The following is a 13,608-nucleotide window of genomic DNA, read 5'->3' as shown; positions in this document are numbered from 1 at the left end:
GAGAAAATCTTATGAGTAACACACCTAAAAATGCATCAGAAAAAACTTTTCAAGAGAACTTTGTGAAAAAATTAGAGAATTACAAATGGAAAGCTCCTGATTTTCTAAATGGTAATATAAAGAAAGTAACTGTAAATACCTTAATAGATAACTGGAGAAGAGAATTAAATCGTATAAATGCAGATCAGCTTGAAGGTGTAGAGCTTACAGATAATGAATTTAAACAGGTAATCTTAAAGGTAAATAAAATAAGTAATAGTTATGAAGCAGCTAAAATTTTATCTATGGAAGACAGCGTTGGTAAAATTGATGGAATTTATCGTGAGGATAATCCTAAAATAACTAGAAAACAGATTACCTTAACTATTTTTAAAAAGGCAGAAGTAAGAGGTGGTGACTCAAGTTATCAGATTGCAAGGGAAGTAGTAACTGACAAGGATAATAGGTTTGACATAGTTTTGCTTATTAATGGTCTTCCTCTTATTAATATAGAACAAAAGCGTACAGATAAATCTTTAGATGAAGCTTATAATCAGTTTATAAGATACTATAAAGATGGTGAATACTGCAATAATTTTATGGCTTTTTCTCAGATGATGGTTATTACTACAGAAATAGAAACACGCTATTTTGCAACTCCTAAATCTATAAAAGACTTTAATAGAGTCTTTACTTTTCACTGGGCAGATAAGAATAATAAACCTATAAATGACTGGAATAAGGTAATTGAACATTTCTTAATGATACCTATGGCACATCAGATGGTTGGAGATTACCTAGTTATTGATGAGGCAAAGGAAGAGGAAAATAGAAAACATATGCTTATGAGACCTTATCAAGTTTATGCCCTTCAAGCTGTAGAGGGGGCTGCCTTTGGATGGAATAATGACAAAGTACCTCATGGTGGATTTGTATGGCATACAACAGGTTCAGGTAAGACAATTACAAGTTTTAAAACAGCTTTATTTTTATCAACACGTGCAGGATTTGATAAGGTTATATTTTTAGTAGATAGGCGTGAGCTAGATGCTAATACAAGTAACAACTTTAAGGCATATGCTGCTTATGAACCAGTTGATGTTGATGACACAAAACATACTTATGAGCTTAAGAAGAAACTTAAGTTAAAGAAAACAGGAATTATAGTTACAACAACCTTTAAGCTTAATTCACTAGTTAAAGAGTTAGAAGAAAAGCATGATAATAGTTTAAAAGATAAAAAGATTGTATTTATTATAGATGAAGCCCACAGAACAACTATGGGAGATATGATGGGGACAATTAAGAATTATTTTAGAAAAAATGGACTATTCTATGGTTTTACTGGAACACCTTTATTTGATGAAAACAAGATTAAGGGCAAGATAAATGAAAAGAGTGAAGTAATTGATACTACAGAAAAACTGTTTGGTCCAAAACTTCATCAGTATACTATAGATGAAGCAATTGCAGATGGAAATGTTTTAGGTTTTCATGTAGATTACATAAATACTGGTGAATTCAAAAATTATGAGGATTTAAAAGATCAGTTAATAGAGGAAGTTAAAAAAGAAAAACCTGAGCTTACAAAGAGAGAGGCAGAAAGAGAAGTACAAAAATGGTCTAATGCAGAAATAGAAAGACAATCTATTAAAAGAGGAATTTTAATATATCAAGATGAAACTCATATTCCAAGAGTTGTTGAAGAAATTTTAGATAATTTTAATGCCCAGTCTCAAGGCAGAGAATTTAATGCAATTTTAACTGTAGCCTATAAGGATAGGGTAATTGCTTATTATAATGAATTTAAGAAACAGCTAAAAGAGAGAAATGAAAGTTTGAATATTGCAATGACCTTTAGTTTTGGTAGTGAAAATAATTCAGATAAAGTTCCTAGAGAAGTAATAGAAGAAATGTTTGAAAGTTATGCTAAGTTTACTGGAATAGAATTTACAGCTGGTGATAAAAAGCATGGTGAAGAGGCATATTTTGAAGATATAGTAGAACGTGCAAAACGTGGTGGAAGTGGAAGAAGTAAAAAGAATATAGATTTAGTAATTGTTGCAGACCAGCTACTTACTGGATATGATTCTAAATTATTAAATACATTATATGTTGATAGATTCTTAGAACTTCAGGGATTAATACAAGCTTATTCTAGAACAAATCGTATTTATGGAAAGAATAAGGAATTTGGAACAGTAGTCAATTTTCAATATCCAGGTATTACTAAGGAAATAGTTGAAACAGCATTAAAATTATATGGTAGTGGAGGAAAGAGCAGCAGGGCAATAGTTGATTCTTATAGTGTAGCTGTAGAAAAGTATAATATTGAAGTTGAGAAAATGATAAAAACCCTTAAAGAACCTTCTTCATGGCAGGATTTAAAAGATGATGAAGAAGGTAAAAAGCAGTTTGTTTTAGCATATAAAAAAGCAGCTGAACAGTTAAATTTAGTTCAACAGTATTATCAATATAAATGGGATAATGTAAGCTTTGGTATTGATGAGCATAGATGGCTTAATTATGTTGGGGCTTATAGAAATTTAACTAGAGGCGAGGGGCTTACTTGTCCTGAAACAGGGTTAATAAAGCCTCTTATTGGAAAAATAAAGCTTCAAGACACTCAGGTAATTAATGCGGCAAATATTTTAGCTTTAATAGGCTCTAAGGCACAGAGTGTAGATGGAATTCAGAAGGTAGATGAAGAAACTCTTCGTATTATATATGAACAAATTCAGGAATTAAGTAATATGGGAGAAGATAATAAGGCACATCTTCTTAAGGAGTTTGTAGAAAAGGAACTAGAGCCAGGAAAGGTATCTTCTAATGTTAATTTTGATGAAGCTTTTGAAAACTGGAAGCAGGAAAAAATAAAAACTGATGCATTTGACTTTTCAGAAAACTGGGGAATAGATAGTGATTGGCTTTATAAGGTTATAAGTAAGTATTTATTATCAGGGGAAGAAGAATCATCTTATAAGGGTGAGCTTAATGATAATGTTGATTTTAATAAAGCTAAAGATAAAAGTGCAGGGAATAGACTTAAACATATGATGAGTTTAAGAAAGAAGATGCCGGAGTTTTTAGAGGAGATTAAGAGAAAATATAATTAAATTGCATTTTGCCACTAAGACAAAACAAAAAAGACTTCTTAAAATATGGGAAAGAAGTCTTTTTTTAATTATTACTTAGGAGAATAATAATGAGTTGTTTATCTCATGGTTTTATTATATGGGCATATTATGTCATTACTGTGACAAAATAATCTAATTAATACATTTAAAATATTATAAGATAAAGCAGGACTTTTAAAACATAACATTTAATGAAGAATACATGTTTGCAAGTCCATGTAATAACCAACTAGGAAGTATTGATCCATGAGATAATCTTTCATCTATATATCCTAAGCTTAAACCTACTAAAGCTGTAAATGAGAATACAATAAACGCTTTTATAAAGCCAAATTGTGATATAAACATAACACCATGTAAGGACCCAAAGATAACTGCTTGAATTATATTGCCTATGGTAAAGCCTAAGAATCTACTAAAGCATTTTCCAAGAAAACCTCTAAAAAATAATTCTTCAGCAAAACCTGTTCTTAGAAAAGAGAAAATTATAGCAGGTATTAGTGCTGTAAAGCCTTTATCTTCAAGTTGTTGTGCTGTAAATTGAGCTGTATCAGAAGTTATATTGTCTATTAATAATGAGCTTACTGAGAAGAATGCTAAGAAGAGGATTATACATATGATAAATGTTTTCTTGGATTTTATTATTGGTTTATACAGACCAAAGCAGGTGAAAAAAGAACTGTGTTTTCTTTTAGTAAAAAAATAATAAAGTATTGGGATGATAGAAAATATGATTATATTTGTTATAGATCGTATTAATTCAGTTACTACCATTTTATTAATTCTCCTTTAAAACATAACTCAGTTCTACATGTTTTTTATGCAAAAATTCAATTACTTTATCTTTATTATGTAAAGAGTAGTTTTGTTTTGATATTATTGCATTTTGGAGATTATAAATAGTAAGACAAAGGGTATCTTTTTTCATAACATCAATCTTACCAATCTCATTCCATTTATAAAAGTATTTTCCCCTAACGATAATACATAAACCATCGTCTGTAATGCCTTCTATAAAAGCTATAAGATATAATAACAGAATTCCAAGTACACCTAAAAAGAAATGTAAATAGGACTTAGCGTAGATAAGAGTAATTCCTGCAACTACAATCATTCCAAGGGCAGTAATAATAATAGTAGTTTTGCTTTTAACTGTCTTTATAAGTAGTTTTTTATAAAGTTTAAAATACTCTATGCATAAGCAAAGAATAAAAATCATTGCTATTTTTTCCATTGGATACCTCCTGCAAAATATAAAGTTTACCTTTTACTATAATATAAAATAATGGAATAAATTTCAATGAATAATTAAAAGGGATAAAATATTATTAATATAGAAAAGATGTAGTAAACACTAAAGAGTTCACTACATCTTGACTTTATTTCTGAGCTAACTTTAAAAATTTCTTATGAATACTTAAATCATCATCAACCTCAGGATGAAAACTTAAAGCAATCTGATTTTCATACTTTACAGCTACAATATTTTCATCTACAACACTTAAAACTTCAACTTCAGGCTTAACACTTTCAACATAAGGAGCTCTTATAAAACTCATAGGAACATCTCCAACTCCCTTAACTTCTGCAAAGGTATGAAAACTTCCAAGCTGTCTTCCATAAGCATTTCTCTTAACATTCATAGGGATAGTGCCAAAGTTTTTACTAGTTTCACCATCTACTTCTTTAGATAAAAGTATCATTCCAGCACAGGTGGCTAAAACTGGCATTCCTTCTTCTATCTGCTTTTTTAATTTATCAAACATATCTAAGGATTTTAAAAGTTTCCCTTGAACAGTACTTTCACCTCCAGGAAGGATAAGTCCATCATAGTGTTTATCAAGGTCAGATTTATTTCTTAATTCTATAGATTCTACCCCAAGCTTTTTTAGGATATTTTCATGTTCAATAAAAGCTCCTTGAAGGGCTAGTACTCCAATTACCATATCTTATTTACCTCTTTCAGCCATAAGTAGGGCAATTTCAGACTCATTAATTCCAACCATAGCTTCTCCTAAATCTTCAGAAAGTTTTGCTATAAGTTTTGCATCTTTAAAGTTTGTTACTGCCTGTACTATAGCTGATGCTCTTTTTCTTGGGTTACCTGACTTAAAGATTCCAGAACCAACAAAGACTCCTTCAGCTCCTAGTTGCATCATAAGGGAAGCATCCTGAGGTGTTGCTATTCCTCCAGCTGCAAAGTTTACTACAGGAAGTTTTCCATTAGTATGTACATAAGATACTAATTCATAAGGAACTTGAAGTTTTTTTGCTTCTTCAAATAGTTCATCTTCTCTAAGGCTTACAATCTTTCTTATTTCACTATTCATTTTTCTCATATGTCTTACAGCTTGAACAACATCTCCAGTTCCAGGTTCTCCCTTAGTTCTTATCATGGAAGCACCTTCATTAATTCTTCTAAGGGCTTCACCTAAATCTTTAGCACCACATACAAAAGGAACTTTAAAGTCACGTTTATTTATATGGTACACATCATCAGCAGGGGATAATACTTCACTTTCATCTATATAGTCAATTTCTATGGCTTCAAGAACTTGTGCTTCTGCAAAGTGTCCAATTCTACATTTAGCCATAACAGGGATTGATACTGCTTCTTGAATTTCTTGTATCATTTTAGGATCGCTCATTCTAGCTACTCCTCCAGCAGCTCTTATATCAGCAGGTATCTTTTCAAGGGCCATAACTGCACATGCTCCAGCTTCTTCAGCTATCTTTGCTTGCTCAGGAGTAGTTACATCCATAATTACACCTCCCTTTAACATCTGTGCTAATTCTTTATTTAACTTATATCTTTCATTTAAATTCATAATTATTCCTCCAAGTTTTACAAAAATATTTAATATTTACATATATCATGGGTCTAATTATAATTAAGAGGTGAATATATTAAAATCATCAAAACAAATAAGTTTAATAAGGTCAGATTGGGGAAATTTAAGAAATGTTAACATATAATTTTGTAAATATAGGGTCAGATTCTCTATATATGTATTTATATAAATGTATAAAAAAGGACATAAAAGAAGGTAGATTAAAGGCTCAGGAGAAATTACCATCAAAGAGAGCACTTTCAAAAAATCTGGGTATAAGTGTTATTACAGTAGAAAATGCTTATAGTCAGTTAATTGCAGAGGGCTATATTTATTCACTGCCTAAAAAGGGGTTTTATGTTTCTGATTTAAAGGATTCAGCTGTAGAAAAGATAGAAGAAAACTTTGATAATTTAAATCTATCTCATGAAGAAAAGAGGTATATAGCAGATTTTACAAGTAATCAGACAGATAGTGAAGCCTTTCCTTTTTCTATATGGGCAAAGACTATGAGGGAAGTAATGAATGATAAACAAACTCAGCTTATGATTAATGCTCCCTGTGGTGGAATTATGGAGCTTAGGAAAGAAATTTCAGAGTATTTAAAAGAGTTTAGAGGTATGAAGGTAAATCCAGAGCAGATTATAATTGGTGCTGGAACTGAATATTTATACACTCTTATTATACAGCTTTTAGATAAGAAAACTGTTTATGGAGTAGAAAACCCAGGATATAAAAAGATAGCTAAGGTTTATGGAAGTATGAATGTGCCTTATGAACATATAGATATTGATAATTTAGGGGTGCCAGTAGAGGCTTTAGAGGAGAAAAATATAGATGTTATGCATATTTCACCATCTCACCACTTTCCAACAGGTATAGTTATGCCTATAAGTAGAAGATATGAACTTTTAGGATGGGCTTCTAAGAAGAAGGGTAGATTCATTATTGAAGATGACTATGATAGTGAGCTGCGTCTTTTAGGAAAACCCATTCCAACTCTTCAAAGCATTGATGTGTCAGGGAAGGTTATATATATGAACACTTTTACTAAAACTTTATGTTCCACAGTAAGAATAAGTTATATGGTACTTCCAGAGGAACTTAGCTATAAGTTTTATAAGAAGTTATCTTTTTATTCTTGTACAGTTTCAAACTTTGAACAGTATACCTTAGCAAAGTTTTTACAAAATGGATGTTTTGAAAAGCATATTAATAGACTGCGTAAGTATTATCAAAATAAAAGGGATAAAATTTTAAAGAGTTTAAATAAAGCGCCAATAAGAGAATTTATAACTATTACTGAAGAGGAAGCAGGGGTGCATTTTCTTATGAATATAAATTCTAAAAAAAGTGAAGATGAAATAGTAAAAGAGGCTGAAGATAAGGGGATTAAACTTGTACCTTTATCAGAATACTATTGTGGAAGTGAAGAGAAGTTTTTAAATACTTATGTTATGAATTATAGCTCTATTAATACTCAGAATATATCTAAGATAGTTTCTGCTTTATATGAAGTGGTTTGCTAAAAATTTAATTAATTTATTTGAAATTTTTCAGGCTTTATAGCTAGAGGATTAAGAGAATATTCGCTTAGAAAGGAATACTTAAAGTTTCTGAAACAATCTTAACAATAAAAAAGAACATATATAGATTCTTTTTATAAACAAAGGAGAAAATTTGAATAATGAAGGAAATATATAGTTATATGGATGAAGATAAAAAGATTGAAGTTTTGAAAAGAGATGGAATGCTACTTAAATATATGGATAATCAAACAGAGGAAATGTGTTTAGTAGCTGTAAAACAAAAATGCAATGCAATTCAGTATGCAAAAGAGCAGACACCTAAAATTTGTATGGCGGCAGTAAAGCAAACAAAGGGATGGGCAATTCAATATGTAAAAGAACAAACACCTAAGATTTGTATAGCTGCTGTAAAACAAGATAGTATGCTTCTTGGATATGTAAGAAACCAGACTCCTGAAATTTGCTTGGTTGCTTCAGGGCAAAAAGAGAGTGTTTTTAAATATATAAAGAACAAATTTCTGAAATTTAGAAGTATTAAAGAATAGTATTTTGTTCCACTAATGGAAAAGTTCAAGGATACATATGGGCAGTAAGAAAGTTATATTCCAATATAAAAAGAAAGTCAGAAAAAACAAATATATAAAAAAGTAGCCATACCATTTTTTAAGCTAGTATGGCTGTTTAATTTTAAGGATATAAATTTTCTATATTACTTGCGGTTACTTAATAAAGTCCCAGAAACTGCAACATTATCAGGTTCATTTTCCTTTATAAGTACAGTAATTGCTTCCTTTGGAGCATTAGTTACCTTATGTGCTATTTCAGTAAATTCCTTTGCTGCAATTTGTTTTTGTTCCTTTGTTAATTTTCCTGCTTCAAATGTAATAACTGGCATAATTTTTCTCCTTTATCCTTTGTAAATTAATTTTTATAATGTGACTTTGCATAAGTGACAGTCCAAATTTTATATTTGGTAACTGGAACTTACTTTTTCCTAATCATATTTCTTTTCTTTAATATCATTAAGTCCTTCTATACTGTTTGAAAGAGTAGATATTTCAGATGCTATTTCAGTAAATTCATTTATAAGAGCTTTCTTTTGCTCCTTTGATAATTTTGATGATTCAAATGAAATATATGGCATATGCATCTCTCCTTTTTATACTATTTATGTATTTTAGTACAGTTTCCTAGTACTTTACCTGTAGATAGGTATTTATAAGTTGGCATTTCAAATAAAACTGGTTTTAAAACTTCATAATCTAATTTGCCATTTTCGCCTATTACTGCTTCTTATGCGTAAGTGTTATCAATTTTTAATATAAAGTTATCAAATGTATCAGTTTCATAGTTATCTACTACTGAACATTCCATAACAAGAGGGGAGTCAGTAATAATTGGAGCACCACCTTCACCTATTTCAAACTTAAACACATTAGACTTATCTTCCTTCTTACCACTAACACATCCTACATAATCTGCCTTTGGAAGAAGAGCTTCATCAACTAAGTTTACAGAAACCTTACCTGTTTCTTTTATAAATTGATTTGTATAATGTGGTTTTGCACAGCTTATTAAAATTTGGCTATGACCAATGATACCAATATGAGCTACTAAAAGCCAGTTTGGTTTACCTTCTGCAATTGTTCCAACTACTGTTACTGGTGTAGGATATAATCCAACTACTGATCCTATATTTTTTTTTATTTTAAAATTCCTCCTAGTAATGTTATCTACTGCTTAAGTAAATCATATACCCTTAAGTTCACTTAAGGACAAGCACTTTTTTGCAATTTATTTTTCCTCTTCATGTTTATTTTGATTAGATTTCCATTCTTCAATCATTTCTTCTGTTACTGGATTACATAAATTATCATAATTTGCAATTTTATAATCTGTAAGATCCATACATTTTTGAAGTTTAGCCATCTTTTTTTCTAAGTCTTTTTTAATTTCAAATAAGATTTCTCTTCTAGCTTCCTTTGAGTCATTTTCAGACTGAGCAAGTTTTATATAATCAATAATAGATTCTAGGGATGCACCTGCTTCTTTAAAATTTAAAACAAATTCAATCCAGTGAATGGCTCTTTCATCATATTCTCTAATTCCTAATTTATTACGTGGAATTGGAGGTATTAAACCAATTCTTTCATAATAACGTAAATTATCAATGGATAGTCCTGTTCTTTCTGATACGTCACTGATTTTCATATATATCACCTTCTTTTATATATTTTATCTTTTGCCTTTATCAATATAATAAATGCTTAAGTTAACTTAAGGTCAATACTTTTTTTATGGTTTTTATTAGTTTTCTTAAAAATAATTAATGTTTTGCATGAAAGATAGGAGATTTTTTTTAGTACATATATATGGGAGGATCTCATGAGTAAAACAAAAGATATTATTTATTCCTTAGAAGGATTAGATGGAACTATAGAATTACATAAAGATATGGTTGTAATAGGAAGAAACAAAAAATCTCCAGTAAGATGGGCATTACATGGAGTGAAGGGTGAAAAATATATACAGCTAAATCATATAGTAGCAGTGCAGGTTAGAAATTCAGTTTTGGGATATGGATATTTAGCCCTTACTTTATCAGGAAAAGTGAAGGCTAAAAACCATCTTATAACTGCACTTACTGATGATGATACAGTATTTTTCTATACAAAGTATTTAAGTGAATATATTAAAATGAAGGATTTAATTAATAAATATATTAAAATTGATAATGATAATAAAAAAGAAAGTTCAAAAATTGAGTATGTGGATATAATAGAAAAGCTAGCTGATTTAAAGAATAAAAATCTTATAACAAAAGAAGAATTTGACTTTAAGAAAAGGGACTTATTGGATAGAATTTAGATTATACAATTAATGTGATAGAATATAAACTGAAAGATAGAAAAGGAGAAATAATTATGAAAGTAGATTTGCAAGATGTAATAGAAGCAATAGAATTTGAAAATGAGTATTTAAGTCATTATTATAATAAGAATACAGGAGTTATTATATATAAGGAAGATAAGGATAGAGAGCCTTTAAATAATTTAGATTTAAATACAACAGAAAACTTTGAAGATTGGCAAAAAGAATTATTAATGGAACTTAAGGATTTAGAAGAACATCCTGAAAACTACATAGCACTTCCAGGCCACGCAGAACTTCATGAAGGAAGAATGATGAAAAAGTTTATAGATAAATATTCTATTAAAACTGATGCTGATGAAAATAATATAGAGGCTTTAAAGAAAGCTATTGAAGCTAAGGCGCTTTTAAGTGAGTGGTATGATTTTAGAGAGGACTTAGAAAGAGAAATAGCAATTAATTGGTGTGAAAGAAATAATATAGAGTATTAATTTTAAAGGATATGACAGATTTTATTTTCTGTTATGTCCTTTATTACTTTTTTAAAAGCATATTTTATTATTTTTAATAAATTGTAAGACTATTATGATATGATAAAAAATAATTATTTTAAGTAGGATTAAAGGGGGAGAAGTCTTTGCTTTTATTGGACCTAATGGCGCAGGGAAGTCCACAACAATAAGAAACTTAATGGGATTTTTAAAGCCAGATGAAGGAGAAGCTAGCAATTGTAGCTGCTTTTATGGGAGAGCCAGATATAATATTTTTAGATGAACCAAGTACAGGTTTAGACCCATTAATGCAGGATAAACTTATAAAGCTTTTTAATTTATTTCAGAGGGATACGATAATGAATGATATGAGTAATTTTATTTTGGTTAGTTTAGTATTGATTATAGCATCTATTATTATATTATTTGGAACTGTAACTATATTTAAGAAAAGAAATTTAAATCTATAATTATTAAAGGATTCCGTCTGGAATCCTCTTTTTTGTACTAATTATTTACGGTCGCTTAATAAAGTGCCTCCAACAGAAATGTTATCAAGTTCATTTTCCTTTATAACTATAGTAATTGCTTGTTTTGGAATGTTTGTTACTTTAGATGCTGTTTCAGTAAATTCCTTTGCAAGATTTTGTTTTTGTTCCTTTATTAATTTTGGTCCTTCAAATGTAATAACTGGCATGTCCATTTCTCCTTTGTATTTATAATTAATTTGTCTAATTAGTTAGTATATAAAACATTAGAATTTTGCTAATACTTTATGTACAAACTATAAATATATAATACACTTTGGAGTTAACTCTAAGTCAAGGCCTTTGGGCTTAAATTAAAAAAGATTAAATTTTCTGCAAAAATAATTGTTTATTATATAAAGAGATTTTATGTTATGATTATTAGTGATATTAAATATAATATAGTATTTACAAATGAGAAAGGAAGTAAACATGAAGAAAAAAGTAGCATTTATTTGTGTACATAATTCATGTAGGTCACAAATGGCAGAAGCATTAGGAAAGATTTATGGATCTGATTCTTTTGAAAGTTATTCTGCAGGAACAGAAACTAAACCAGAAATAAATCAAGATGCGGTTAGAATAATAAAGGATTTATATGGGGTAGATATGAATGAAACTCAAAAATCTAAGTTATTGACTGATATACCAAAGATTGATATAGCAATAAAGATGGGATGTAATGTGGTATGCCCAAATTTACCAGCAGAGCATATAGAAGACTGGGGGGTTACGATCCTACTGGTAAAGATGATGAGGAGTTTATAAAAACAGCTAAGATAATTGAAGAAAAAATTAAGGACTTAGCAAAAAGAATTAAAGATAATGAACTTTAGTTAATTAAAAAGCAAATGAATCGTTTCGATACAGATTGGAAATAATATGAATATCTTTGATGACATTCAGGATGAAGTAGTGAGTTTTAAAAAGCATTAATATTATTACAGATGTGAGGTATAAGATGAGCGATTATGTATTAAGTTGTTGTTCAACAGCAGATTTATCAAAGGAATATTTTAGAAAGATTAATGTTAAGTATATATGTTTTCATTATTCAATGGATGATGTAGATTATTTAGATGACTTAGGTGAGTCTATTTCCTTTGAAGAATTTTATAAGAAAATGGCAGAAGGTTCAGATACAAAAACTTCTCAAGTAAATGCAGATGAATTTGAAGAGTATTTTGAATCATTTCTTAAGGAAGGAAAGGATATTCTTCATGTAACTCTTTCATCAGGGTTATCTGGTGTTGTTAATTCTGCATATATTGCAAAGAGAAATTTAGAAGAAAAGTATCCAGATAGAAAAATCCATATTGTAGACTCTTTAGGTGCCTCATCAGGATATGGACTTATTATGGATACTCTTGCAACAATGAGAGATGAAGGAAAAACAATTGATGAAGTATACAATTGGATTGAAGAAAATAAATTAAAAATGCATCATTGGTTCTTTTCAATGGATCTTTCTTTCTATATAAAAGGTGGAAGAATTTCGAAAACAGCTGGTACAATTGGAAAGGTACTAAGTATTTGTCCTCTTCTTAACATGGATAATATGGGAAGACTTACTCCAAGAAGTAAGGTAAGAACAAAGAAAAAGGTATTTAAAGAAATTGTAAAACGAATGGAAGAACACGCGGAAGGTGGCCTTGATTATTCTGGCAAAGTATATATTTCTCAATCAGCTTGCATGGAAGATGCAAAGGAAGTTGCTAGATTAGTTGAAGAAAGATTCCCTAAGCTAAATGGTAAAGTGGAAATTAATAATATAGGAACAACTATTGGAAGTCATACTGGCCCAGGAACTGTGGCATTATTCTTCTGGGGAGATGAAAGAGTAAGCTAACCCCAAATAATTATAAAAATAATATTATTATTAATAAGAAGTATTGAACTTATATACATTTTAGTTCAATACTTCTTTTGTGCGCCCAGCATGGGCGTGCACTCAATGTCGTCAACTTAAGAATAAAATAAAAAATATAAAAAAAAGCTTGACAATAGAGAAATAAATTTATAGCGAGGTTTAATATTATGAAAAATACAACATTATTATCTGCAATTTTGAAAGATACAAACAATTTAATTACTTCGAGTGAATTTAAAGAAGCTTACAGTTTAGGTAATTCATTTTCAAGAAATAGAAAATTATCATTTTCTAATGCTGTCTTTTTTATTTGCTCCGCATTACGTAAATCTATATCTTCTGAAATTAATAATTTTATTGAAGATCATAAATA

At 29.5% G+C, this 13,608-nt stretch carries 16 protein-coding genes and 2 pseudogenes; 9 read left to right on the top strand and 9 right to left on the bottom strand.

Annotated elements, in window-relative coordinates:
• The first annotated feature begins 11 nt into the window (after positions 1 to 11).
• The gene (locus tag BM384_RS01210) at positions 12 to 3,095 is read left to right on the top strand and encodes a type I restriction endonuclease subunit R (RefSeq protein WP_090009892.1); all 3,084 of its coding nucleotides are present in this window, start codon (positions 12 to 14) and stop codon (positions 3,093 to 3,095) included.
• A 195-nt stretch (positions 3,096 to 3,290) separates the two neighbouring features.
• Here BM384_RS01210 and BM384_RS01205 read toward each other — a convergent pair whose 3' ends face one another.
• From BM384_RS01205 to pdxS, 4 genes are all read right to left on the bottom strand, one after another.
• The gene (locus BM384_RS01205; protein WP_090009889.1) at positions 3,291 to 3,890 is read right to left on the bottom strand and encodes a CPBP family intramembrane glutamic endopeptidase; all 600 of its coding nucleotides are present in this window, start codon (positions 3,888 to 3,890) and stop codon (positions 3,291 to 3,293) included.
• 4 nt (positions 3,891 to 3,894) lie between these two features.
• Positions 3,895 to 4,350 (bottom strand): hypothetical protein, encoded by a 456-nt coding sequence (locus BM384_RS01200; protein WP_090009886.1) that lies wholly within the window; start codon positions 4,348 to 4,350, stop codon positions 3,895 to 3,897.
• Positions 4,351 to 4,495: 145 nt separating this feature from the next.
• Complete coding sequence (gene pdxT / locus BM384_RS01195) at positions 4,496 to 5,062, bottom strand: pyridoxal 5'-phosphate synthase glutaminase subunit PdxT (protein ID WP_090009883.1); 567 nt, start codon at positions 5,060 to 5,062, stop codon at positions 4,496 to 4,498.
• 3 nt (positions 5,063 to 5,065) lie between these two features.
• Entirely contained in the window at positions 5,066 to 5,944 is an 879-nt protein-coding gene (gene pdxS / locus BM384_RS01190; protein ID WP_090009879.1) for a pyridoxal 5'-phosphate synthase lyase subunit PdxS, read from the bottom strand.
• Positions 5,945 to 6,078: 134 nt separating this feature from the next.
• Here pdxS and BM384_RS01185 point away from each other — a divergent pair, with 134 nt between their 5' ends.
• The gene (locus BM384_RS01185) at positions 6,079 to 7,476 is read left to right on the top strand and encodes a MocR-like pyridoxine biosynthesis transcription factor PdxR (RefSeq protein ID WP_090009876.1); all 1,398 of its coding nucleotides are present in this window, start codon (positions 6,079 to 6,081) and stop codon (positions 7,474 to 7,476) included.
• Between the two features lie 158 nt (positions 7,477 to 7,634).
• Positions 7,635 to 8,021, top strand: a complete 387-nt coding sequence (locus tag BM384_RS01180) for a hypothetical protein (RefSeq protein WP_090009873.1) — start codon at positions 7,635 to 7,637, stop codon at positions 8,019 to 8,021.
• Positions 8,022 to 8,185: 164 nt separating this feature from the next.
• Here BM384_RS01180 and dmpI (BM384_RS01175) read toward each other — a convergent pair whose 3' ends face one another.
• From dmpI (BM384_RS01175) to BM384_RS01165, 4 genes are all read right to left on the bottom strand, one after another.
• Positions 8,186 to 8,371: a 4-oxalocrotonate tautomerase DmpI gene (gene dmpI, locus BM384_RS01175; RefSeq protein WP_090009870.1), complete on the bottom strand. Its 186-nt coding sequence runs from the start codon at positions 8,369 to 8,371 to the stop codon at positions 8,186 to 8,188.
• 99 nt (positions 8,372 to 8,470) lie between these two features.
• Entirely contained in the window at positions 8,471 to 8,620 is a 150-nt protein-coding gene (locus BM384_RS17510) for a tautomerase family protein (RefSeq protein ID WP_175537242.1), read from the bottom strand.
• A 149-nt stretch (positions 8,621 to 8,769) separates the two neighbouring features.
• Positions 8,770 to 9,171 (bottom strand): flavin reductase family protein, encoded by a 402-nt coding sequence (locus tag BM384_RS01170; RefSeq protein ID WP_347455044.1) that lies wholly within the window; start codon positions 9,169 to 9,171, stop codon positions 8,770 to 8,772.
• Positions 9,172 to 9,270: 99 nt separating this feature from the next.
• Entirely contained in the window at positions 9,271 to 9,687 is a 417-nt protein-coding gene (locus BM384_RS01165) for a MerR family transcriptional regulator (RefSeq protein WP_090009867.1), read from the bottom strand.
• A gap of 174 nt (positions 9,688 to 9,861) precedes the next feature.
• On the opposite strand from BM384_RS01165, the gene BM384_RS01160 reads away from it, so the two are divergent.
• From BM384_RS01160 to BM384_RS17875, 3 genes and pseudogenes are all read left to right on the top strand, one after another.
• A complete protein-coding gene (locus BM384_RS01160; RefSeq protein WP_090009864.1) occupies positions 9,862 to 10,344 on the top strand; it encodes an SHOCT domain-containing protein in 483 nt (160 codons plus the stop codon).
• A 56-nt stretch (positions 10,345 to 10,400) separates the two neighbouring features.
• Positions 10,401 to 10,838, top strand: coding sequence for a hypothetical protein (locus BM384_RS01155; RefSeq protein ID WP_090009861.1), 438 nt, complete (start codon positions 10,401 to 10,403; stop codon positions 10,836 to 10,838).
• A 109-nt stretch (positions 10,839 to 10,947) separates the two neighbouring features.
• Positions 10,948 to 11,170 (top strand): annotated as a pseudogene (locus BM384_RS17875) (ATP-binding cassette domain-containing protein); the annotation flags it as partial.
• Between the two features lie 179 nt (positions 11,171 to 11,349).
• On the opposite strand, the gene dmpI (BM384_RS01145) reads toward BM384_RS17875, so the two are convergent.
• Positions 11,350 to 11,535: a 4-oxalocrotonate tautomerase DmpI gene (gene dmpI / locus BM384_RS01145; RefSeq protein ID WP_090009858.1), complete on the bottom strand. Its 186-nt coding sequence runs from the start codon at positions 11,533 to 11,535 to the stop codon at positions 11,350 to 11,352.
• A 262-nt stretch (positions 11,536 to 11,797) separates the two neighbouring features.
• Between dmpI (BM384_RS01145) and BM384_RS01140 the strand changes: the two are divergent.
• The 3 genes and pseudogenes from BM384_RS01140 to BM384_RS01130 all read left to right on the top strand — a co-directional run.
• A pseudogene (locus tag BM384_RS01140) lies at positions 11,798 to 12,201 on the top strand (arsenate reductase ArsC).
• A 125-nt stretch (positions 12,202 to 12,326) separates the two neighbouring features.
• Entirely contained in the window at positions 12,327 to 13,214 is an 888-nt protein-coding gene (locus BM384_RS01135) for a DegV family protein (RefSeq protein ID WP_090009855.1), read from the top strand.
• A gap of 188 nt (positions 13,215 to 13,402) precedes the next feature.
• On the top strand, positions 13,403 to 13,608 hold a 206-nt coding region (locus BM384_RS01130), incomplete at its 3' end, for a hypothetical protein (protein WP_347455042.1).

The sequence above is a fragment of the Clostridium sp. DSM 8431 genome (genome assembly GCF_900116755.1).
Lineage (GTDB): Bacteria > Bacillota > Clostridia > Clostridiales > Clostridiaceae > Clostridium.
This window is presented reverse-complemented; position numbering and strand designations above follow the sequence as displayed.

Bases quoted from the DNA above. Each gene is read 5' to 3' on its own strand.
- BM384_RS01210 (WP_090009892.1), top strand. From the start codon at position 12: ATGAGTAACACACCTAAAAATGCATCAGAAAAAACTTTTCAAGAGAAC.
- BM384_RS01205 (WP_090009889.1), bottom strand. From the start codon at position 3,890: ATGGTAGTAACTGAATTAATACGATCTATAACAAATATAATCATATTT.
- BM384_RS01200 (WP_090009886.1), bottom strand. From the start codon at position 4,350: ATGGAAAAAATAGCAATGATTTTTATTCTTTGCTTATGCATAGAGTAT.
- pdxT (WP_090009883.1), bottom strand. From the start codon at position 5,062: ATGGTAATTGGAGTACTAGCCCTTCAAGGAGCTTTTATTGAACATGAA.
- pdxS (WP_090009879.1), bottom strand. From the start codon at position 5,944: ATGAATTTAAATGAAAGATATAAGTTAAATAAAGAATTAGCACAGATG.
- BM384_RS01185 (WP_090009876.1), top strand. From the start codon at position 6,079: ATGTTAACATATAATTTTGTAAATATAGGGTCAGATTCTCTATATATG.
- BM384_RS01180 (WP_090009873.1), top strand. From the start codon at position 7,635: ATGAAGGAAATATATAGTTATATGGATGAAGATAAAAAGATTGAAGTT.
- dmpI (WP_090009870.1), bottom strand. From the start codon at position 8,371: ATGCCAGTTATTACATTTGAAGCAGGAAAATTAACAAAGGAACAAAAA.
- BM384_RS17510 (WP_175537242.1), bottom strand. From the start codon at position 8,620: ATGCCATATATTTCATTTGAATCATCAAAATTATCAAAGGAGCAAAAG.
- BM384_RS01165 (WP_090009867.1), bottom strand. From the start codon at position 9,687: ATGAAAATCAGTGACGTATCAGAAAGAACAGGACTATCCATTGATAAT.
- BM384_RS01160 (WP_090009864.1), top strand. From the start codon at position 9,862: ATGAGTAAAACAAAAGATATTATTTATTCCTTAGAAGGATTAGATGGA.
- BM384_RS01155 (WP_090009861.1), top strand. From the start codon at position 10,401: ATGAAAGTAGATTTGCAAGATGTAATAGAAGCAATAGAATTTGAAAAT.
- dmpI (WP_090009858.1), bottom strand. From the start codon at position 11,535: ATGCCAGTTATTACATTTGAAGGACCAAAATTAATAAAGGAACAAAAA.
- BM384_RS01135 (WP_090009855.1), top strand. From the start codon at position 12,327: ATGAGCGATTATGTATTAAGTTGTTGTTCAACAGCAGATTTATCAAAG.